The organism is Thermobacillus sp. (assembly GCF_003390775.1).
Lineage (GTDB): Bacteria > Bacillota > Bacilli > Paenibacillales > Paenibacillaceae > Thermobacillus > Thermobacillus xylanilyticus.
Genome location: NZ_QEWA01000053.1, coordinates 1 through 19,646, shown reverse-complemented (window position 1 = coordinate 19,646; position 19,646 = coordinate 1). Strand labels below are relative to the sequence as shown.

Below are 19,646 nucleotides of genomic sequence, written 5' to 3'. Positions count from 1 at the left end.
GCCGTTCCATGCCCTCACTCCGCTTCCGACGCGAACGCGTAGTGGTTGCGGCCGCCGTGCTTGACGCGATACAGCGCCTTGTCCGCATTGTTGAGCAGGGTGTCGCTGTCGCGGCCGTGTTCCGGATAGAAACTCACGCCGATGCTGATGTGAATCGGATGGCTTTCCCCGCCCGCGGCCAGCGGATTGCCGGCCAGATGCGCGCGCAGCTCGCCAATCTTCCGAACCACCCGGTCCTCCGAGGCGGACCGGAAGAAGATGATGAATTCGTCACCGCCGAGGCGCGCGGCAAAGTCGTCCCCCGACAGCATGGCACGGATCGAATCGGCAACCTGGATCAACGCACGGTCGCCGGCCGAATGCCCGAACCGGTCATTGATCGCCTTGAACCGGTCGAGGTCGAAGATCATCACCGCCAGACGCTCGCCGGACGGCCCGGCCTCGGCCAATGCCTTGCCCAGCTGCTCGAAGAAATGCTTCCGGTTCGGCAGCTTCGTGAGCATGTCGTGATACGCCATGAACTCCAGTTCCCGCCGGTCGGCCATCTGGGCGGTGACATCCCGCATGATCAGAATCAGGTGGGGACGGTAATCGACCGATACGTAGTCCCCGTCGATGACGAGTTCGACCGGGCCGGCTCCGCCATGGACGGACAGGGCGACGTCCTGGATGGCCGTTTGGTTCCGGATGCGGTGAAGCAGCTCGCCCTGCAGCATATTCGAAATGTTCCCGTGACGGATATTGAGCGCCGCGAACAACTTCCGGGCGGCGGGATTCGCTTCCCGCACATGGCCGTCGAGGTCCGTGAGAACGATGGCGGCGGGGCTCATGTTGAACAGTTTCTCGAAACGGATCTCCACATGGTTCAGGAACTCGTATTTTTTCATTGTATGGCGGAGGAACACGCACCACACCCAGGTGCCGTAAATGTAGGGATACGGGGGCAGGTAACCTTTGAAATCGATCGTTCCGATCACCAGATTGAAGAACACGGTGATCAGCACGCCGTAAATCAATTGCTTGTAAATTTCGCGGAGCTCCTTCTGGCCGGTATGGACGATGCCCCGCCACAGGATGAGGATGTAGACCGCGTTGAACACGTTGCTTCCGAACATGGCGGCATAGTAGGCCGTATTGTACTCCGGCATCTTCCAGATGCCCGCTTGTTGGAAAGCGCTTCCCGATACCATCTCGTCATTGAGGAACAGATTGAGGATCACCAGTGCCGTCGGCAGGTAAAAAAGCCAGGGGTAGATGAATTTCGGGAATCGGTGCTCGATGTTCGTCAGCTTGACAAACAGATGCAGGCCCAGCCCGACGATCGTAATCCCCGACACGCTGAACCACGCCGCCGTGATGATCGGGCTGTATTCAATGGGCAGATAATGCCGGACGAATTCCTCGAGGAACATGGACAGGCAGCAGGCGATGATGCCGCCGACCAGCAGATACTCCGTTCTCTTGCGGCTGCGGGACAGCACATCCATCAGAATGTAGACAAAGTAGACGATCGGCACGAAATGGGTCACCAACGGAGCGACGGAAACCGCCAGGGACATCGTTTCACCATTCCTTCTGCTGATTGGGGATGCCGCAGATGTTCCGCAAGCTCCGTTCTATTGTACACCCATTCGGGAAGATTCGACAGATGACCCCTGTCAGTTTTGCCCCGATTTTCGCTTCACGGACGTGATGAGCGCGGCCAGCATGAGCGGAATGATGCCGACGGTCATGACGATAAACGGCCATACCACGTAAATGGAAAAGACAAATTCGGCTTCCGACCGGAACATCGTCATGGAAAGCAGGAAGGCAATGAACGATATGGCCGGCAGCAGCAATTTGTCGTCGTCCAGTTTGAAGAAGCGGACCGTAACATGATTGAGAATGTAAAGCACGATGGTGGCTTTCATGAAGGAGCCGGAGATCAGGGCGATGCCGACAACCGCTTCAAGGCCGAGCAAGAAATTGCCGATCTCGATCAGCCGCGCGACGGCGAAAAGGGAGAACTTCCGGTCGCCGGCCAGCGGTCCGAGGGTCATCAACGTAATGATGACGACGGTCAGCAGCAGGAGCCAGCTCAAGGCGGTCATGGCATACAGCCACTTCCCCGCATCCCGCCTGCTGTCCTTCCTTACGAACGGCAGGATGACCGAGAACAGGAACAGCTCCGCGATGGGAAAGCCGGACGAGAAATAGATGCCGTGAAGGACCGGCTTGATCCCTTCGGCAAACTGGGGAAGCAGCGCCTCGGTCTTTGCGCTCGGAATCGCCAGAAGGACGATCACCACAACGGCCAGCATCATGGAGGCCGTCAACAGAAAATACATCCGCCCCATGACCTCGATGCCGGCATGCACGGTATAGGCGGCGACAATGATCGTAAGCCCGTTGAACACGTATATCGGGGTTTCCACCATCATGGTGTTGTTGAAGAAGTTCCCGATCCCGAGGACAATATAGCTGAACATGAGAAACAGCATCAGAATCAGCAGCGCGATGAACACGCCGGCGATCCATCTGCCGTAGACGCGGTTCAAATGGGCGGTGTATCCATCGTCCGGATAGCAGCGGAACAAATACAGAACCAGACTCAGGAGCAGCATGCCCAACAAGGCGGACACGGTGATGGAAAGCCAGGCCATGTTGCCGGCGAACTGGGTCATCGGGTTCGGAACATAGACGATGGATGATCCGACCATAAAGCTGATATACAAGATGGCCAATTGTCCGGCACTGATGGTCTGCTTTCCGAGCGCCTTCATCCTCAAGCGCCGCCTCCGTTCGGGATCATCAGGTTTGTTCGAGCCATTTCACGATGAGATGGGCGATCCGTCCGATCGACTGATTGGCCAGATCATGCAGGCTGGGCCAGCCGCTGTCCGTAATGTACATCACGAATGCCCGTCAGGAGCAGGGCAGGCAAGCGCTCCGTCATGAAATTTCGACCTCCAATCCGATTCAGTCTTCGCCGATGCGGGAGAACGGACCGGGATTCATCATCTTCGAATTCATGACGTCAACCTTGACGCTGATTTCGATCGGCATGCGGACAAAACGTTCCGGCCACTCCGGCTTGATTTTCTTCCACCGGGAAGGATGGCGCAGATAGAGCTTGTGCCCGATGCCGAGCACGTCCGTTTTTTGCTTCTGAAGCGTGCTCACGACGGATTCTATTTGTTCTCTGAAATGCTGCTCGATTTTCTTCGCATATCGGTCTTCATCCGCCATATTCCGGATCGTGGTGCAGACCAGTTCCCCGATCGAAGCCTTGATTTTCACATCGGTCCGGGCGGACACCGAATCTCCCTGGAGCATCGGCATTATCTTCGAATGCGCCTGCACAATTTCAAGGGTTTCCGACAATTTGCTTTCCCGGCCGCACGGAATTTGTGGTGGAGATCCCGCTCGACAACGCCATCAAGTATGCGAATCCGGACGGTTGGATCGCGCTGTCGCTTGCCCGGACCGGCCGACGCATCGCGTTTTCCATCACGAACAGCGGACCGGGAATTGCAAAGGAAGACCTTCCGCGGGTATTCGACCGCTTCTTCCGCGCCGACCGCTCCCGCACGCATCAGGACGGAAGCTGCGGGCTGGGCCTCTCGATCGCGCAATCGATCATCCGGCGGCACGGAAGCGAGATCCGCGTCAGAAGCGAGGAAAATGTGGCGACCACGTTCTCGTTTTCGCTCGCGGCTGCAAGTCCGAATGCTTCCAAATGAAGGCTCGAACACGAGAACGTATGATCGCAAAATTCATGGCCGCGTCTCCCAATCCATGGTAGAATAGCCTTGTACAGCGAAAACGGCTACAAGGGCGGTCGGCTAGCCTCCGGTAAGGAGGTGATGCCCGTGGACGTGTATCAAGCGCTGGTACTGATGATCTCTTTTGGGTCGTTGGTGGCGTTTATCATGTCGCACAAAAAGAAGTAGACCTCCCTTGACCTGGTAAGCGGGGAGGTCTACTTTTCCCAAAACCAGCAGCCGACCGCTCTTGAAGCGGACGCTGTACAGGACCGTGGGTGCGGCAACACCCGCGGTTCCTTTATGTTACGTTCATTATATCGAATTTATGTCTGAGAAACAACCGTATCCGTCTTACGCGACAGCTTTCTTGTAAACATTTGTCGCCCAGGCCACCACGCACCGTGGTCCTCTTGCCCCCGGAATTGACCGTGAAGCTTTTTCTCAGCCCGCTTACTTCAATGGCAGGGGTCAACCTCATCCCTCCCCGCTTTATTTCCGGTTCTTCAACGCCACGACCGCGTTGCTGATCATCCCGAATCCGAGACCGATGACGCTGCCGATGAGGACGCCGACCAGCGTATCGATCCAGCCTCCCGAGAGGAACGCATCCTTGCCGCCGCCGGCGATAAATCCCGCGAGCCCGCCAATGGCCACCCCGAAGAAAAGAAACCCCGCGTAAAACAGACCGATTGCTTCGGACGCGGCGGAATCGAGGTTTTCATAGTACTCCGTGAACCGTTCCTTCAAATCGGCGGACTTGTCGGAGTCGCTGCGAAACTGCAGATCCTGCCGGACGCGTTCGAACGCTTCCTGCTCGGAATACCCTTGTGCGATCAGATCGTTCATTTGCGGTCCCTCGTCTGGGCGCCTTTGCGCCGCATCTTCTCCATGTAGGTCATCTCGGCATCTTCCAGATAATATTGGGACTGCTCCTTCGCAAATTTTCGGATTTTGTCCATCGTTTCACGGCTGAAACTCATGACTGCTTACCTCCTTGATTTCTCAACCTTTCGATGCGCTCGCTCAGAAAGTCCCATCTTGCCCAGAATTGCGCGAGCCCTTCCATCCCCCGCTCGTTGAGGGTGTAGAACTTTCGCGGAGGTCCGATCTCCGAAGGCCTTTTGGTGACGTGAACCAGTTTGTTTTTTTCAAGCCGCAGCAGCAGGGCGTACACCGTCGCTTCCGCGAGTCCCTCAAACCCCATGGCGTGCAGCCTGCGGGTGATTTCATAGCCGTAGATTTCGCCGCGGCTGATAATCTCCAGCACGATCCCTTCCAGCACGCCTTTCAGCATTTCGCTCAGATTGTCCAGGATGACCACCTTCTTCGAACTACTCTGCAACGTTGGTAATCAACATTATTGAGTACTGACAACAGTTGATCCTCTTGCGGAGTCAAATGCATCCCTTCGATTGCGAGAGAAGCCTTGGCATTTAATAAAGCGGCATTCTTCTTCTGACGAGATTTTCTTTTCACAAGCTTCATCCCTTTGGCATCAAAGCTTGTTACATTTACTGTACGCATAAAGTCTGTCCACCTTTCCTCGTCAGAATACTTTGGTTCGTGGACAGCATCCTGTCGGAATTTTCGCAGGAAGATATCGAGAACAAGGACATTTATCTGAGGCGAAGAGCCAACGTCAGATTTTTGAAGTCCTATTACGAAATGGAGGGCAAGTGGCTGGACTGGTTATTGCAAGAACTGAAGCATCAATAAACGTCTGCACGCGATAAGGCAGAAGGGAGTGCTGCGCATCCACAACACGATTCCGCAGCTCCTGGCGCTGGATCTGTACCCCTTGCAGAACAAGGCCCGCCGGCCATCACATGAGACAGGGCCGCTCCGGTCATGAGGAAGAAAATGCCCGTATGCGCCCATTCTTTCAGCCGGGGAAAAACCGGCACGACGAGCGCGGCGGCTCCGAGCAGCTTCCATACCCCGAGAATGGTCAGGACATAGAGCGGATAACCGATTTTCGTCACCTTTTGGTGCCGCGTTTATTATACGCCGCCATTCGGCGCCCTGTAAACATCTGTAACAACAAAAAAATCCACCACCCGAACGGCAGTGGATTCGCATTTACACAACTCCAGATCAGCTCGATATGAGACCATACTGTCGGATTCGCTGCCGGCGCATCCATTGCGTGGCGACCCATTTTTCGCCGCGGACGACGGGCACGCTGCTGTGCAGGGTCAGGTCGTTGAGGGTCTGGTTGCGATAGAAATATTCGAAATAGAGCGCGGATCCCCGCTTCGGCTTCACCGCAATCTCGAGCAAGGGAAAGACCGTCTCTCCGCCCTCCTCCACATCGTTCAGGTAGATGATCAGCGTGCTGATCCGGTTGTTCCGGGCGGCCGGGCTGCCGGGGGTGAAGAAGTCATGGTGCGCCTTGTATTCCTGGCCGGGACCGTAGTGAAGGACCTGCAGCCCTTCCGCATGCTCGATCGGCACATTCATGAGCTGCGCGATGCGCCTTTCGATGCGGTGAATGAACGGGCTCTCCTCTTCCTCGAAAAACATCCCGCGGCTCGTGCGGATGTCGCTGACCACCTTGTTCACGAGCTTCGATTCTTTCAGACGGGGAGCGGCCGTCTCGATCAACTGCCGGCATTCGTCGTCCGAGAGCAGCCGTTCGAACCTTACGATCAAAGGCTCTTGATGGAGCACCGTCGCTTCCACGACGCCGTCATCGAGCGAGTAGAAGGATTGAACCGGCAAGATGGACATCTCCTCGCTCATATCCCTCACCTCTTGCGGACTGCAGAATGGAATTTACATTTTTTTACTGATACATTAATTATACAACAGCCGGCGCCTGCCGAATATCCCCCGCGCCCGACATTTCGATCAGGTATAATAGATGGAAAGATTTCATGAGGAGCACGCGCATGCTGACCGCCAAAAGAGCATTGGGACAATATTCGACACCCTTGCGGACCGTCGATTACATGGTGCGGAAGGTCATCGAAAAAATCCGGCACCTCAAATCGCCGAAAATTCTCGATCCCGCGGTCGGCGACGGAGTTTTCGTGGAACGATTGATGGCGAGCGGCGTAAACCCCGCGTTCATCCATGCCTTCGACATTGATCCCGATGCGGTGCAGGCGAACGCCCATATCCCGAACATCCGGCACCAGGACTTCCTGACCGTGCAGGGCGGGGAATTCGACGCCATCATCGGCAACCCGCCCTACAAATCGAAACGGGAAAGCCGGTATATCAAAGAAAACAAGGCGAGACTGGAGCGGCAATTCGGGGAGATCGGCATCCGGAATCTGTATGCCATGTTCGTCCATCATGCCCTGTCGAACCTGAAAGAAGGCGGCACGCTTTGTTTCATCGTGCAGGACTCTTTTCTGACGAACGTCTATTATCAGGATTTTCGAAGGTTCATCCTCGACCATTGCCTGATCGATGAGATTGTGCTGGCCCCGCGGAAACTGTTCCATCACACCGACGCCGATGTCCGCACGGCCATCATCACGCTGACGAAATGCACGGGACCGGAAAATCGGGAAAAACGAAGCGCCCACGTGATGACCTTGATCGACCGCCTGCAGGAGGAAGACGACTATTTCCATCCGCCGCAGGACAAGGTCCAGAAGCTGGAGCAGCGGTACTTCGAACGAATGGAGAAGCACAACTTCTTCATCAATGTGCCGGTGTCGATCATCGACATCATTTTGAAAACGCCGCTTAAGCTCGGGCATGTCGTCGACGGCGGGACCGGGATTTCGACCGGAAACGACGCGAAATTCCTCCGGAAGCCATCCGGGACCGCGGAAGAAGACCCGGATTGGGTGCCTTTCTACAAGAACGGCGGGACCAAGGACGCCTGGTTCTACGAAACGCCGTACCGCATCCACCGGGACTGGGAAACCCCCGGCCGCCAGTACAAAGACTTCATGACGCGGAACGCGCAGCATTATTTCAAGGAAGGCATCACCTGCTCCTCGATGGGCGTGGAGTTCTCGGCCTCCTACATGCCCGCCGGCTGCCTCTTCGGCGTCAACGCCAACTTCTTCTCCGATGACCGGGAGCACCTGTTCTATGTGCTGGCCCTGCTGAACAGCACGCTGGCCAAATATATCATCCGGGCCGTGTTCAACCGGACGAACATGGTGACAGCCGGTTATATCAAAAGAATCCCGTACATCGAGCCGGCTCCGGAACTCAAGACCCGAATCGCGGACATTGCCCGGACCATCGTCGCGTCCAAAAAAGCAAACCCGCAGTTCGATTATCGTCCGCTGCAGTGCGAGATCGACGCGTTGATTTACGAGATTTACGGTGTCGATCCTGCCGACAGAAAGCTATTGGAGCAATTTTGCGGGAACCTGTATGAAGCGGTATGAAGCCGGGGACATCAACAAAACTCAACAAAACTTTCGACGCCGCGGCCAACCCGGTCCCCCGGCCCGGGTGAAAAATCACACTTGACACATGTGAATGGTTGGTTTATATTGGGCTCACTCACCCTGATGGGGTGATCTTGGAATTCCATAACCTCAGGCCTGCCGGCGGCCAAGCTGTTGTTCATTCGAACAGCCCACTATGCGAATAGAGGCATAATGCTTGATATGAAGCGAATCGCAGGATTCTTTCCTATCGAGCGTTTATGCCTCTTTGTTGTTTCATCATGACGGGTGCAAAGGAGTTGGAGATGGAGAAAATCCGATTGGAGAGCGTGACCAAGACGTTCGAAATCCGGGACGCCGGACGAAACGGCGGAACCCGGACCTTCACCGCGCTGCGGGACATCGATTTTGCCGTTAAGTCCGGGGAGTTCCTCACCCTGGTCGGCCCCAGCGGCTGCGGCAAGTCCACCCTGCTCGATCTGCTGCTCGGGCTCAGCAGGCCCACGAAAGGGCGAATTCTGATCGACGGGCGGGTGATCAGGGGACCCGGTCTGGACCGCGGCATCGTGTTCCAGCAGTATGCGCTGTTCCCGTGGAAGACCGCGAGGGGAAACGTGGAATTCGGCCTGGAAGCCCAGGGCGTTCCGAAGAAAGAGCGCAAAGAACGGGCGGAGTACTACATGGAGCTGGTAGGCCTCAAGGACTTCGTGAACCACTACCCGCACGAGTTGTCCGGCGGAATGAAGCAGCGCGTCGCCATTGCGAGAAGCCTGGCCTGCAATCCGGATGTGCTGCTGATGGATGAACCGTTCGCGGCACTGGATGCGCAGACCCGGGAGACCTTGCAGGCCGAACTGCTGCGGATTTGGGAGAAGACGCGGAAGACCGTCATCTTCATTACGCACAGCATCGATGAAGCCGTGTTTCTCGGGCAGCGGGTGGTCGTCCTGACTCCCCATCCCGGCACCGTGAGAAAGATCGTCGAGGTTCCGTTGAAAAACCGCCTGTTCGAAACGGACATCAACGCCCATCCGGAATATCTCAAGGCGCGTTCGGAGGTTTGGAATTTGCTCCACGAATTGGACTATCGGAGGAAGAAACCATGACATCGCTTCACAAAACCGAGAGCATCGGCAAACCCGTCACCATCCCCTCCAGGCTCTGGTGGAACCGATTTTCCCTGCTGGGTGCGCTGAAAAAGTCGATCGTCATCCTCCTGTTCCTCCTGCTGTGGGAGTTCTCCTCCCGCATCAACCTGGTGGACCGGCTGTTTCTGCCGCCGTTCTCCGACGTCGTGCAAGCCTGGTGGAACATGATGGTTTCGGGCGAGCTGTGGTATCACTTTGAATCGAGCATCTTTCGTTCCGTCTTCGGCTTTTCGCTGGCGCTGCTTACCGCCATCCCGCTGGGGCTGCTGGTGGGCTGGTATCCGCTCGCGCGCGATTTGCTGCAGCCGTTTCTGGAGCTGTTCCGCAACACGGCGGCGCTGGCCTTGCTTCCGGTATTCATCCTGATCCTGGGAATCGGCGAAGTGTCCAAAGTCGCCATCGTCACCTTCGCCTGCTTCTGGCCGGTGCTGCTCAATACGATTTCGGCCGTGCGGGATGTCGATCCGCTGCTCATCAAATCGGCGCGCTCGATGAATCTCGGCTCGTTCAAACTGTTCTGCAGCGTCATTTTGCCCGCCTCAATCCCGACTATTTTTACCGGAATACGTATGGCGGGCACGGGCGCCATCCTGGTCCTGATCGCCGCCGAAATGGTGGGCGCGAAAGCCGGGCTTGGCTACTACATTACGTACGCCCAGTACAACTTCCTGATCTCGGAGATGTACGCGGGCATTCTGACGATTTCCCTGCTCGGCCTGCTGATCAACTACGGACTCGTCAGCATCGAGCGCCGGTTGTCCCGTTGGAAACAGGAACCGAACCCGCAATGAAACTGTGAGAAAAGAGGAAGTGCGATGAGAACCAGAAGACTGTCGCGGATGATGACTGCTGTGACCCTGATCGCCCTGGCCGCCGCCGGATGCGCCACCTCCGACGCCAAAAGCGGTGAGGAAGACAAGGTGCTGCAATATCTCGGTTCGCCGGGCGCGGTGATCCTCCCCGAACTGGCAGAAGCGCTGGGATACTTCGAGACGATCAAGCTGGAAAGAGTGGGCAATGCCGTCGGCGGGCCGGAAAGCATTCAACTGGCGGCGACGGGCGAGATCGATTTCGGCATCGCCTTCCAGGGCGCGATCTTGAAGTCCTATGCCAAAGGGGTCAAGGTCAAGGCGGTGGTCGCTTCATCGGGAACAAGCAACGGCAACGGGTTGTTCGGCTATGTGCTCGAAGACAGCGGCATCAACTCCGGCAAAGACCTGATCGGCAAGAAAGTGGCGGTCAATATTTTGGGCGCCAATCTGGAGTTCGTGACGAAAGCTTATCTGAAAAATGAAGGGCTGACGGATGACGAAATCAAGACCGTCTCGTTCATCACCCTGCCTGCGTCGAACTACGAGCTGGGCCTGCGCAACCGGCAGGTCGACCTGGTTCTGCTCAGCGGCGCGCAGCAGGAATTGGCGCTTGAGAACGGCGGGTTGAAGCAGCTGTTTGCGGAACATCAGGTGGTCGGGGATTACATTTCCAACAGCTTCTTCTTCAGCGAATCGTACATCAAGAACAATCCCGGTACAGTCAGAGAATTCACGGAAGGCGTCGCCAAAGCGATCGAATGGATCAAGGCGACACCGCTGGAAGAAGTCATCGCCAAATTCGAAGACATCGTAAGCAGCCGCGGGAACAATGAGACGACGGCGCTGCTTCAATACTACAAAAAACCCGGCATCTCGACGGAAGGCGGACGGCTCTCGGAAAAAGATTTCCAGGTGGTGCTGGATTGGCTGGAGGAGAACGGCGAGATCGCATCCGGCCGGGTGAAAGCTGCCGATGTCTTCACCAATGAATTCAATCCCTACGTCGACTAAACCACTCATAGATTCAAAAAATCCGTTAACAAGGAGAGGAGAGAAACCGATGAGCAAACGTCAATTGAGCCTCGGCGCATTCTTCATGCTGCCCGGTCAGCATGCGGGAGCCTGGCGCGATCCTTCCACGAAGCGGGAGAATCTGTGGAACCCCGGCTATCTGGCGGAACTGGCGAGAACGGCCGAGAAAGGAAAATTCGACTTGATCTTTGTGGCGGACGGCGTGTCGGCGGGTTATACCTCCAGGGCGTTCGAATACGGGGCGCGCGTGACCCAGTTCGAACCGCTCACGATGTTTTCCTACCTGGCCGCCGTGACGGTAAAGATCGGCTTCGTCGCCTCCGCTTCCACCACCTATAACGAGCCTTTCAACCTGGCCCGTCAATTTGCGTCGCTGGATCACCTGAGCAAAGGCCGCGCCGGCTGGAACGTGGTGACGAGCACCGGCGAAGAGGCCGCGCGGAACTTCGGCAAGCGGGACCAGGACTGGCCGCACCACCTGCGTTATGAGCGCGCCCATGAATTTCTGGACATCGTGAAGAAACTGTGGGACAGCTGGGAAGACGACGCGATCCTCTACGATCAGGAGAAAGGCGTATTCCTGGACAAACGCAAAGTCCACCGAGTGAATTACGAAGGCAGGCATTTGTCGGTCGGCGGTCCGCTCAACATCGGGCGCCCGCCGCAAGGCTATCCCGTCATCGTGCAGGCCGGCTCTTCCGAAGCCGGCAGAGAACTGGCGGCCAGAACCGCCGAAGTCGTCTTTACGGCATGGCAGACGCTGGAGGAAGCGCAGGCATTCTATCGCGATGTGAAAGGCAGATTGGCCAAATACGGCCGCTCGCCCGATGAGCTGAAGATCATGCCGGGCGTCTTCCCGATCATCGGCCGGACGGAAGAAGAGGCCCGGGCGAAGAAGAAGTATTTGGAAGAGCTGGTCCCCCTGCAGGTCGGGGTGGAACGGCTGTCGTTCCAACTGGGGGTGGATCTGAGCCGGTATGATGTGGACGGACCGCTGCCGCAGCTGCCGCCGGTGGAAGAGATCAACGGCAACAAGAGCCGGTTCGAACTTATCCGGAGCATGGCCGAGCGTGAGAAGCTGACCATTCGTCAGCTGATCGGCCGCGTCATCACGGGACGCGGGCATTGGGAGATCCTGGGCACCCCGGAACAAATCGCGGATCAACTGCAGGAATGGTTCGAGAACGGCGCCGCCGACGGCTTCAACGTCATGCCGCCGGTATTCCCGGAAAGCCTGAACGAATTCGTGGAACTGGTGATCCCGATCTTGCAGGAACGCGGCATATTCCGCAAGGAATATGAAGGCAGCACGCTGCGCGAGCATCTGGGATTGGAGCGGCCGGTCAACCAATTCGCCAGACAGACGGTGGCACAGAACTAAGACCGTTCAACAGGCAATGGACCAAGCGGAAAGCTTGGCCCATGCAAAATCGGCAGCGCAAGGACTTCCCTTGCACTGCCTGCATGAAGCTTATTCAATCTCGTAAATTTCGTAGATCTCGTCCAGCATCTGATTGGCTGCGATAATGCCGCCCGCCGTGTTCCAGATCGCGTCGTCCACCCGGATCGCTTTCCCGTTCTGAACGGCTTTCAGGCTCTTCCAGAGCGGATCGTTCAGGATCTCATGCTCCATCTCGCTGCCTTTGCCGTCGCCGGTCTCATAAGTAAAATAGAAGATCCGGTCCGCATCCGCTTCCGGCAGACGTTCCTTCGTAATCTCCTCCACGAACGTATCCTTGTAATTCAGCTGATGGTCGGGACGCGTGAGGCCCAGCTTGGAGAAGGCGACGCCGGTAAAGGTGTCTTCCAGGTAAATGCGAATTTTGCCTGCCATGAAACGGACCACGGAGACTTTCTCGTTCAGCTTGTCGCCCGCCTTCTCTCTGAACTCGGCGGCGCGGCGATCGAAATCGGCGATGAGCTGTTCGCCTTTCGCTTTCAGTCCGAGCGTCTCGGCATAGAGCATGAAGTTCGTCTGCCATTCGCCTCTCAGCGTTTCGGAGAACACCGTCGGCGCGATCGCGTTCAACTGGTCGTACACTTTCTCCTGGCGCAGCTTGTTGCCGATGATGAGATCGGGCTGCAGGCTTGCGATCAGCTCGATGTTCGGCTGGCTTTCATCGCCGACGACCGTTACGCCCTCCATTTGGTCCTCGATATGCTTGTACCACGGATCGCCGGTCCACGATTTGACCGCGCCGACCGGCTTGACGCCGAGCGCAAGCAGCGCTTCGGTGCCTTCATTCGTCAGCACGACCACGCGCTGCGGGTTGTCCGGAACTTCGGTCTCGCCCATGGCGTGGACGATTTTCCGGCCGCCGTCGCCGCCGTTCGGTCCATGCTGCTCCGGCGCCGGATTCCCGGACTGCGGACTTGCCGACGGCGTATTCGCTCCGTCATTCGAGGCGTTCGGGTTCGATTGGCCGCACCCCGCCAGGATCAAGGAGATGGCCAGCACAATCGCGGCTGCCGCCCAGACCGTCTTGTGTGCCCTATACTGGAACAAGTCATCTCTCTCCCTTGCAAGTGAAAATCATTCTCAACAACATTTCGAAGCAAAACTATAGCAGGGGCGCCGCCCGAAGTCAATAGATTTTTGATAATGATTTTCAAAATCATTGACGCTTGTTCCCCGATCCGCTAGAATTACACTTGATTCTTTCCATTTCATTGGCTGAAACGGGGATTCTATGAACGCGCTTCTCCATACACGCGCACAGCGAATCGCGGGATTCATCCTGGCGTTCCTCATCCTGATCATCGGCATGATCTGCAGCATCGCCTTCGGCGCGGCCAACATCCATTGGCGGACGGTCATCGAGGCGTTCACGAATTTCAACGGCTCGCAGGAGCATCTCATCGTCACGACGGCCAGACTTCCCCGCGCGTTGATTGCCGCGGCGGCGGGCGCCAGCCTTGCCGTTGCCGGCACCTTGATGCAAGCCGTCACGCGCAACCCCCTGGCGTCGCCGAGCCTGTTCGGCATCAATGCCGGGGCCGCGTTCTTCGTCGTCGCCGGCTCCGCCTTCTTCGGGGCGGGGGGCCTTTCGACCTTCGCGACCCTCGCGTTCATCGGCGCCGCCGCTGCCGCCGCACTGGTCTATATTCTGGGCTCCATCGGAAGCGACGGGCTCACGCCGCTCAAAGTGACGTTGGCGGGCGCCGCCATGACCGCTTTCTTCTCTTCCCTCTCCCTGGGCGTGCTGATGACCAGCGGACAGACGTTTGACCAGGTCCTGTTCTGGTTCGTCGGTTCCGTCGCCGGCCGGGATCTGGATATTTTCCTGTCGGCGGCTCCTTATATGGCCGTCGCCCTGATCGGCGCATGGATCATGGCCCGGCATATGAACCTGCTGACATTGGGCGAGGATGTCGCCACGGGACTCGGGCAGAAGACGCTCACCATCAAGCTGATCGCCGGCATCTTCGTCGTCCTGCTGGCCGGCGGCTCCGTGTCCATTGCCGGTCCCATCGCGTTTGTCGGCATCATGATCCCGCATCTGACGCGGCATCTGGTCGGCCTCGACCATCGGTGGGTCATTCCCTACAGCGCGGTGCTGGGCGGCATCTTGCTGCTGTATGCGGATGTCGGGTCGCGCTACATCGCGTTTCCGAAAGAAGTGCCGGTTGGCGTCATGACCGCCGTTATCGGCGTGCCGTTCTTTGTGTATATCGCCAGAAGAGGAGATGCGTCCTGAGCATGAACAACGGGCTGACGCCGCAAGGCGCCAAGCGTGCCTTCCGTATCGGCAATCGAACCTTGTCCATGATCGTGCTGCTGTTGATCGCCAACGCGGTCGTCATGATCCTGTGCACCGGTCTCGGCAGCACGATGATCAGTCCCGTCAACGTGGTCAAAGCCCTGCTGGGACATGGCGACGCCGCGGCGTCGATGATCATCCTCAAGCTTCGCTTGCCCCGCGTCGTCATCGCAATCATGATCGGCTCGATGCTGGCCGTATCCGGCGCCGTGCTGCAAGGCATCGTGCGCAACCCGCTCACCTCGCCGGATGTGATCGGCATCACCGGGGGCGCCGCATTGGGGACGGTCGTCTTTATCTTGTATTTCTCCCACCTCAGCATTCAGTTCATGCCCGTCAGCTCCATCATCGGCGCATTCGGCGCGGCTTTGCTGATCTATCTGTTTGCCTATCGGCACGGGATCACGCCGCTGAGGCTCGTGCTGATCGGCATCGGCATGGCGACCGCGATCACGGCGGTAACCTATATGCTTATCCTGAGCGCGCAGTTCACCCCCACCGCGGTGGCCGTCAAAGCGTTCACCTTCATGACCGGCAGCATTTACGGCACCTCATGGGAGCGCGACGTGCTGACGCTGCTGCCTTGGTGGGTGATCCTCATGCCGCTCGCTTTCATGAACGCGAGACATTTGAACGTGCAGGCGCTGGGCGATGAAGTGGCGATCGGCGTCGGCAGCCGCGTGCAATTCAACCGGACGATGCTTCTGATCATCAGCGTCGCACTGGCGGGGTCGGCGGCCGCGATCGGCGGCACCATCGGCTTCATCGGCCTGATGGCGCCGCACATTGCCCGCAAATTGGTCGGGCCCGCTTACGGCGGCGTCCTGCCCGTATCCGCGCTCACGGGCTCGCTCGTCCTGATGCTGGCCGATCTAGCCGCGCGAACCGCGTTCATCCCGCTGGATATTCCGGCCGGCGTCTTCACCGCCGCGATCGGCGCGCCGTTCTTTATTTACCTGATCTTCCGCCATCGGCGGGCCTGAGCATAACGATAAAAGGATGGAATCCCCGCACGGCACACGGCCTGGCGGGGATTTTTTCATTTGGTCGACCGCTTTCAAATGTTTCAGCCTTCCTCCGGCTCCGCCTCCTGGCGAAGATCGGCCAGCTTCTCCAGAAAATCCGCCACAATCTCCAGCGACGCCGCATCGTAACCGCTCAGCAGCGCCATCGCTTTCTTGTCCTGCTCCTGGTGGAACAACCGGTGCAGCCCGGCCAGCTCCGCCCCCAGCGGGGTCGCAAGAAAATAAATCTCCTTCAAATTGTCCGGCCGCTGCACTTTCCGGATCAACTCCTGCTCCAGCAGCTTGCGCGTAATTTTCGAGACCGTCCCCTTCGTGATGCCCAGCTCGCGGGCGATATCGATGCCTTTGATGCCGTCCGGGTGCGCCTCAATGACGTCCAGAACATGCAGGCCGGAAATGGACATGCGGGGCAGCAGTTTCCTGAGTCTGTCGTCCGTGATGCGCTCCATCAGCCAGAGCCGGTCCTGGTCTTCGTCCGACTCGCTGACGTAGATCCGGTACATGGCGGATTCGATCCGTTTCTTGAAATCGAGCAACCGTTCATCCACGCGGGATCCCTGCCTTTCACCGTCGATTATAGCATGGCACCGATATAGTTTCCACAGAAACCATTTGACAACCCCATCGCCGCCTGCTATTATGGTTTCCGTGGAAACCATCTGGATGGCCCCAATCGATGAATGGGAGGCAAACCTGAATGAACGACGTGTTGCAAGTCATCCGCAGTCACCGCTCGATCCGCAAGTTCAAGCCTGTTCCGCTGACGAACGAACAGATCGACGCCATCGTGGAAGCGGCGCAGATGGCGCCTTCCTCGATGCACATGCAGCCGTTCTCGATCATCGGCGTTACCGACCCGAAGCTGCTGGAGAAAATCGCGAAGCGCTCGAACAACCCTTGCATCGGCGAATGCGGCTACTTCTTCATCTTCTGCGCCGATCTGTACCGCATCCTGGCGGCCGGCGATCCGGCCCGGCAGGCGGCCATGAAGCGCAACCTCGGCTCCACGTACGTCTTTCAGACCGCCGTGCTGTGCGCCGGGCTTGCCCTGCAGAACGCCAATGTCGCGGCCGAATCGATGGGACTCGGGGCCGTCATGATCGGCGGGATCAACGAAGCCCTCCCCGAACTGGACAAGTGGCTTGAGCTGCCCGAATTCGTCATCCCGCTGTGCGGGCTGGCGGTCGGCGTTCCCGACGAATCCCCCGAACAGAAGCCGCGTCTGCCGCGTTCCGCCGTATTTTTCGAGAACCGGTACAATCCGAATCTCAAAGCCGCCATCGATGAATTTGACCGGCAGATCGCGGACTATTACGGCTCGCGCCTGTTCAACCGCCGGAAGGCCGACTGGTCGGGCAAGCTCACCGCGATTCTGGGCCAGAAGCTGCCGGTCGACATGTACACGAAATATGTCCGGCACAAAGGGTTCTATCTGGTCGAATAAGCGGGACCGCAGGGACCCAAGCGAAAGGATCCCCGCCCGGCACACGGCCGAGCGGGGATCCATCCGTCCAGCTATTCGGCGGCTTCCGGCAGCTCATTCACCGGCAGCCTACACCGAAATGACACCCATGAAATAAAGGAACACCAGCACAATCATGGCCGGCGCTACCACGCGCAGCAAAAACATCCATACCCGGTACCAAAATCCCGTCAATCCCGCTGCTTCTCCCGCCCGTTTCCATGCATAACCGGCAAACAGGGTGACAATCAGGCCGCAGAACGGCATCAAAATATACGCGGTGCTGAAATCCACCCAATCAAAGATCGTCTTGCCGCCAGGCTGCCATGAACCGAGCACGCCGCCGACGGACAACGCCGGCGGAACACCGACAGCGAAACAGACGCTCGAGACGATGACCGCTGCCTTTTTTCTGCTCCATTTCCACCGTTCCATCGCATAGGCGACCGGCACCTCAAGAATGGAGACAGCGGAGGTCAACGCGGCGATGCTGAGCAGCAGGAAAAACAACCCGCCGAACAGAAAGCCGAGCGGCATCTGCGAAAACGCCGCCGGCAGCGCCATGAACGCCAGCCCCACGCCTTCCCCCGGTTCCAGGCCAAAGGAGAACACCGTCGGGAAAATGACGAGACCCGCGATAAACGCGTACAGCATGTCCCCGAAACCGATGGCCCACGTTGCGGATCCGAGCGATTGCTTCTGATTCACATAGGAACCGTAGGTCATCATGCAGCCCATCCCCAGAGACAACGAGAAGAAGGCATGTCCCAGGGCGATCAGCGCAGACTCCGCATCCAGCTTCGAAAAATCGGGCCGCAGAAAGAACTCCACGCCTTGACCCGCACCCGGGAGCGTCAGCGAGCGCCACATCAACACGACCAGAATGATGAAAAAGCTGGGGATCAAGATTTTATTGAACTTCTCAATGCCGCCGGATACGCCCCGGGCAATGACCCAGCCGGTGACCAGCATCGTCAGCGCCTGCCAGAAGACCGGCAGATAGCCCGAAGCGAAGGAAATAAACTTCTCCTTATAATCCGTTCCTTCGCTGAACAGCAGCCCGGTGAACGATTCCACCGTATAATGGAGCGTCCATCCCGCCACCACGGCATAGTACGACATGATCAGGAAAGCGGTCAGGATGAACAGCAGCCCCACAACGCCCCAAAACCGGTTTCCCGTGAGCTGGTACAAGGAACCGGCGGCGTTTCGGCGCCCGCTGCGTCCGATCGTCATCTCCGCGAGCAGCACCGGCAGCCCCGTGATGAGCAGACAGACGATGAACAGCAGAAAAAATGCCGCTCCCCCGTGCTGTCCCGTAATATAAGGAAACTTCCACATGTTGCCGAGTCCGACCGAACTGCCGATCGCGGCCAGAATGAAGCCGGATGACGTGAACAGTTCTTTTTTCGACGGTTGGTCGGCCCCGTTCCGAGATGTCGGATGGTTCACGCCTGGTCGGTCCTTTCTGTACAAATTCGCGCGAGACGATTCAAATATAGCACAGTGCTTAACATGAGCAAACATGCAATTCGACAAGATGAATTGCAAAAATCAGGAAATCCTTATATATTGCAAAAGAATATTGAACGGAGTGTGATTTTTACTTTTATGAAGAAGCTTGTTTTCATGGCAATCATCGCGCTATTGACCCTGTCGGCTTGCTCGGGCGGCAGCAAGAATGAGCACATTTCGCTGACTGATGCAGACGCACAAACGGATGCAGCATCCAATCAGGACAACAGCAAGCAGGAAGACGGCAATTCGTCGGGGATCGAGGTTGACAAAGGCTCGTGAAATGTCGAAATCACCCTCCCCGCTTCATTCTTCGGCGACCAGGACGTCGAACAGGCGATCGAGAACGCGAAATCCAAAGGCGTCAGCGAAGCCACAATCAACGACGACGGCTCCGTCACCTACAAGATGTCGAATTAAAAGGTTGAGGCTAAGTTAGGAATTGAGTAATAATTTGGTTGTTTGATGTGGTTGCATACTGAAACCATACTCAGTCGTAAAAAGTTACTTCCGAAAAATTAGCAGATGCTCATGGACTATAGGTATGAATTTACCTTGATATTCCTTGCGCATTGAATGAGCATTGTGTTGCACCTTAATTGGTTGCTCCTGAAAAAGTCCGATCGTGAACATCACCTCATCCCCATCCTGCTTCGGCCTAAACCGTACTTTCGCTTGAGGAGGCTGATCCTGGCCTCTCCTGCTGCACGGTAGCGCTGCAAGTCTTTGAACCAAGGTTGGTTTTCATGTTCCGTTCTCGCCTGGCCTTTCTTGCCCTTTC

The 19,646-nt window shown here is 57.3% G+C and carries 21 protein-coding genes and 1 pseudogene; 11 read left to right on the top strand and 11 right to left on the bottom strand.

Annotation, left to right across the window (positions count from 1 at the left end; translation table 11 throughout):
- Positions 1 to 14 precede the first annotated feature (14 nt).
- The 3 genes from C6W55_RS15350 to C6W55_RS15340 all read right to left on the bottom strand — a co-directional run bounded on the left by C6W55_RS15350 (position 15) and on the right by C6W55_RS15340 (position 3,390).
- Positions 15 to 1,559 carry a sensor domain-containing diguanylate cyclase gene (locus tag C6W55_RS15350; protein WP_286893645.1) on the bottom strand — a complete coding sequence of 515 codons (1,545 nt, stop codon included), beginning with the start codon at positions 1,557 to 1,559 and terminating at the stop codon, positions 15 to 17.
- Between the two features lie 99 nt (positions 1,560 to 1,658).
- The gene (locus tag C6W55_RS15345; protein ID WP_286893643.1) at positions 1,659 to 2,765 is read right to left on the bottom strand and encodes a GerAB/ArcD/ProY family transporter; all 1,107 of its coding nucleotides are present in this window, start codon (positions 2,763 to 2,765) and stop codon (positions 1,659 to 1,661) included.
- 196 nt (positions 2,766 to 2,961) lie between these two features.
- Positions 2,962 to 3,390, bottom strand: a complete 429-nt coding sequence (locus tag C6W55_RS15340) for a Ger(x)C family spore germination C-terminal domain-containing protein (RefSeq protein ID WP_483316370.1) — start codon at positions 3,388 to 3,390, stop codon at positions 2,962 to 2,964.
- A gap of 2 nt (positions 3,391 to 3,392) precedes the next feature.
- Here C6W55_RS15340 and C6W55_RS15335 point away from each other — a divergent pair, with 2 nt between their 5' ends.
- A complete protein-coding gene (locus C6W55_RS15335; RefSeq protein WP_286893642.1) occupies positions 3,393 to 3,725 on the top strand; it encodes a sensor histidine kinase in 333 nt (110 codons plus the stop codon).
- Positions 3,726 to 4,238: 513 nt separating this feature from the next.
- Here the strand turns inward: C6W55_RS15335 and C6W55_RS15330 are convergent.
- Genes C6W55_RS15330 through C6W55_RS15320 form a run of 3 tightly spaced genes read right to left on the bottom strand, consistent with a single transcriptional unit; the run spans position 4,239 to position 5,043 of the window.
- The gene (locus C6W55_RS15330; RefSeq protein ID WP_286893641.1) at positions 4,239 to 4,595 is read right to left on the bottom strand and encodes a hypothetical protein; all 357 of its coding nucleotides are present in this window, start codon (positions 4,593 to 4,595) and stop codon (positions 4,239 to 4,241) included.
- Positions 4,592 to 4,729 (bottom strand): hypothetical protein, encoded by a 138-nt coding sequence (locus C6W55_RS15325; protein WP_286893639.1) that lies wholly within the window; start codon positions 4,727 to 4,729, stop codon positions 4,592 to 4,594. The genes C6W55_RS15330 and C6W55_RS15325 overlap by 4 nt, the downstream gene beginning before the upstream one ends.
- The gene (locus C6W55_RS15320; RefSeq protein ID WP_286893680.1) at positions 4,726 to 5,043 is read right to left on the bottom strand and encodes a PadR family transcriptional regulator; all 318 of its coding nucleotides are present in this window, start codon (positions 5,041 to 5,043) and stop codon (positions 4,726 to 4,728) included. Before C6W55_RS15320 ends, C6W55_RS15325 begins: the two co-directional genes overlap by 4 nt.
- Before the next feature lie 269 nt (positions 5,044 to 5,312).
- Here C6W55_RS15320 and C6W55_RS15315 point away from each other — a divergent pair, with 269 nt between their 5' ends.
- Positions 5,313 to 5,465 (top strand): hypothetical protein, encoded by a 153-nt coding sequence (locus C6W55_RS15315; RefSeq protein ID WP_286893637.1) that lies wholly within the window; start codon positions 5,313 to 5,315, stop codon positions 5,463 to 5,465.
- Here the strand turns inward: C6W55_RS15315 and C6W55_RS15310 are convergent.
- Positions 5,459 to 5,731, bottom strand: a pseudogene (locus tag C6W55_RS15310) (DoxX family protein); the annotation flags it as partial. The gene C6W55_RS15315 and the pseudogene C6W55_RS15310 overlap by 7 nt on opposite strands.
- A 112-nt stretch (positions 5,732 to 5,843) precedes the next feature.
- Complete coding sequence (locus tag C6W55_RS15305; RefSeq protein WP_286893635.1) at positions 5,844 to 6,491, bottom strand: 2OG-Fe(II) oxygenase; 648 nt, start codon at positions 6,489 to 6,491, stop codon at positions 5,844 to 5,846.
- A 149-nt stretch (positions 6,492 to 6,640) separates the two neighbouring features.
- Between C6W55_RS15305 and C6W55_RS15300 the strand changes: the two genes are divergently transcribed.
- From C6W55_RS15300 to C6W55_RS15280, 5 genes are all read left to right on the top strand, one after another.
- Entirely contained in the window at positions 6,641 to 8,107 is a 1,467-nt protein-coding gene (locus C6W55_RS15300) for an Eco57I restriction-modification methylase domain-containing protein (RefSeq protein WP_286893634.1), read from the top strand.
- Between the two features lie 308 nt (positions 8,108 to 8,415).
- Positions 8,416 to 9,216 (top strand): ABC transporter ATP-binding protein, encoded by an 801-nt coding sequence (locus C6W55_RS15295; protein ID WP_286893632.1) that lies wholly within the window; start codon positions 8,416 to 8,418, stop codon positions 9,214 to 9,216.
- Complete coding sequence (locus C6W55_RS15290) at positions 9,213 to 10,049, top strand: ABC transporter permease (RefSeq protein ID WP_286893630.1); 837 nt, start codon at positions 9,213 to 9,215, stop codon at positions 10,047 to 10,049. The genes C6W55_RS15295 and C6W55_RS15290 overlap by 4 nt, the downstream gene beginning before the upstream one ends.
- A gap of 24 nt (positions 10,050 to 10,073) precedes the next feature.
- Positions 10,074 to 11,081, top strand: a complete 1,008-nt coding sequence (locus C6W55_RS15285; RefSeq protein WP_286893629.1) for an ABC transporter substrate-binding protein — start codon at positions 10,074 to 10,076, stop codon at positions 11,079 to 11,081.
- A 49-nt stretch (positions 11,082 to 11,130) separates the two neighbouring features.
- On the top strand, positions 11,131 to 12,483 hold the full coding sequence (locus C6W55_RS15280; protein WP_286893628.1) for an LLM class flavin-dependent oxidoreductase: 1,353 nt from the start codon (positions 11,131 to 11,133) through the stop codon (positions 12,481 to 12,483).
- Positions 12,484 to 12,573: 90 nt separating this feature from the next.
- On the opposite strand, the gene C6W55_RS15275 is transcribed toward C6W55_RS15280, so the two are convergent.
- On the bottom strand, positions 12,574 to 13,608 hold the full coding sequence (locus C6W55_RS15275) for an ABC transporter substrate-binding protein (protein WP_286893626.1): 1,035 nt from the start codon (positions 13,606 to 13,608) through the stop codon (positions 12,574 to 12,576).
- Positions 13,609 to 13,792: 184 nt separating this feature from the next.
- On the opposite strand from C6W55_RS15275, the gene C6W55_RS15270 reads away from it, so the two are divergent.
- Both C6W55_RS15270 and C6W55_RS15265 read left to right on the top strand, forming a co-directional pair.
- Positions 13,793 to 14,800 carry a FecCD family ABC transporter permease gene (locus C6W55_RS15270; RefSeq protein WP_286893624.1) on the top strand — a complete coding sequence of 336 codons (1,008 nt, stop codon included), beginning with the start codon at positions 13,793 to 13,795 and terminating at the stop codon, positions 14,798 to 14,800.
- 2 nt (positions 14,801 to 14,802) lie between these two features.
- On the top strand, positions 14,803 to 15,846 hold the full coding sequence (locus tag C6W55_RS15265; RefSeq protein WP_286893622.1) for a FecCD family ABC transporter permease: 1,044 nt from the start codon (positions 14,803 to 14,805) through the stop codon (positions 15,844 to 15,846).
- An 83-nt stretch (positions 15,847 to 15,929) separates the two neighbouring features.
- On the opposite strand, the gene C6W55_RS15260 is transcribed toward C6W55_RS15265, so the two are convergent.
- Positions 15,930 to 16,436 carry a MarR family transcriptional regulator gene (locus tag C6W55_RS15260; protein ID WP_015256219.1) on the bottom strand — a complete coding sequence of 169 codons (507 nt, stop codon included), beginning with the start codon at positions 16,434 to 16,436 and terminating at the stop codon, positions 15,930 to 15,932.
- A 149-nt stretch (positions 16,437 to 16,585) separates the two neighbouring features.
- Between C6W55_RS15260 and C6W55_RS15255 the strand changes: the two genes are divergently transcribed.
- On the top strand, positions 16,586 to 17,332 hold the full coding sequence (locus C6W55_RS15255; RefSeq protein ID WP_286893621.1) for an NADPH-dependent oxidoreductase: 747 nt from the start codon (positions 16,586 to 16,588) through the stop codon (positions 17,330 to 17,332).
- Positions 17,333 to 17,440: 108 nt separating this feature from the next.
- Here C6W55_RS15255 and C6W55_RS15250 read toward each other — a convergent pair whose 3' ends face one another.
- On the bottom strand, positions 17,441 to 18,802 hold the full coding sequence (locus C6W55_RS15250) for a sodium-dependent transporter (RefSeq protein WP_286893619.1): 1,362 nt from the start codon (positions 18,800 to 18,802) through the stop codon (positions 17,441 to 17,443).
- A gap of 63 nt (positions 18,803 to 18,865) precedes the next feature.
- Between C6W55_RS15250 and C6W55_RS15245 the strand changes: the two genes are divergently transcribed.
- Positions 18,866 to 19,147, top strand: a complete 282-nt coding sequence (locus tag C6W55_RS15245) for a hypothetical protein (RefSeq protein ID WP_286893617.1) — start codon at positions 18,866 to 18,868, stop codon at positions 19,145 to 19,147.
- Positions 19,148 to 19,646 lie beyond the last annotated feature (499 nt).

What these genes read in the sequence shown, in the direction of transcription:
- C6W55_RS15265 (WP_286893622.1), top strand. Translation starts at nt 14,803, where the DNA reads ATGAACAACGGGCTGACGCCGCAAGGCGCCAAGCGTGCCTTCCGTATC.
- C6W55_RS15320 (WP_286893680.1), bottom strand. Translation starts at nt 5,043, where the DNA reads ATGCTGAAAGGCGTGCTGGAAGGGATCGTGCTGGAGATTATCAGCCGC.
- C6W55_RS15245 (WP_286893617.1), top strand. Translation starts at nt 18,866, where the DNA reads ATGAGCAAACATGCAATTCGACAAGATGAATTGCAAAAATCAGGAAAT.
- C6W55_RS15345 (WP_286893643.1), bottom strand. Translation starts at nt 2,765, where the DNA reads ATGAAGGCGCTCGGAAAGCAGACCATCAGTGCCGGACAATTGGCCATC.
- C6W55_RS15290 (WP_286893630.1), top strand. Translation starts at nt 9,213, where the DNA reads ATGACATCGCTTCACAAAACCGAGAGCATCGGCAAACCCGTCACCATC.
- C6W55_RS15305 (WP_286893635.1), bottom strand. Translation starts at nt 6,491, where the DNA reads ATGAGCGAGGAGATGTCCATCTTGCCGGTTCAATCCTTCTACTCGCTC.
- C6W55_RS15270 (WP_286893624.1), top strand. Translation starts at nt 13,793, where the DNA reads ATGAACGCGCTTCTCCATACACGCGCACAGCGAATCGCGGGATTCATC.
- C6W55_RS15325 (WP_286893639.1), bottom strand. Translation starts at nt 4,729, where the DNA reads ATGAGTTTCAGCCGTGAAACGATGGACAAAATCCGAAAATTTGCGAAG.
- C6W55_RS15330 (WP_286893641.1), bottom strand. Translation starts at nt 4,595, where the DNA reads ATGAACGATCTGATCGCACAAGGGTATTCCGAGCAGGAAGCGTTCGAA.
- C6W55_RS15300 (WP_286893634.1), top strand. Translation starts at nt 6,641, where the DNA reads ATGCTGACCGCCAAAAGAGCATTGGGACAATATTCGACACCCTTGCGG.
- C6W55_RS15350 (WP_286893645.1), bottom strand. Translation starts at nt 1,559, where the DNA reads ATGTCCCTGGCGGTTTCCGTCGCTCCGTTGGTGACCCATTTCGTGCCG.
- C6W55_RS15255 (WP_286893621.1), top strand. Translation starts at nt 16,586, where the DNA reads ATGAACGACGTGTTGCAAGTCATCCGCAGTCACCGCTCGATCCGCAAG.
- C6W55_RS15280 (WP_286893628.1), top strand. Translation starts at nt 11,131, where the DNA reads ATGAGCAAACGTCAATTGAGCCTCGGCGCATTCTTCATGCTGCCCGGT.
- C6W55_RS15295 (WP_286893632.1), top strand. Translation starts at nt 8,416, where the DNA reads ATGGAGAAAATCCGATTGGAGAGCGTGACCAAGACGTTCGAAATCCGG.
- C6W55_RS15285 (WP_286893629.1), top strand. Translation starts at nt 10,074, where the DNA reads ATGAGAACCAGAAGACTGTCGCGGATGATGACTGCTGTGACCCTGATC.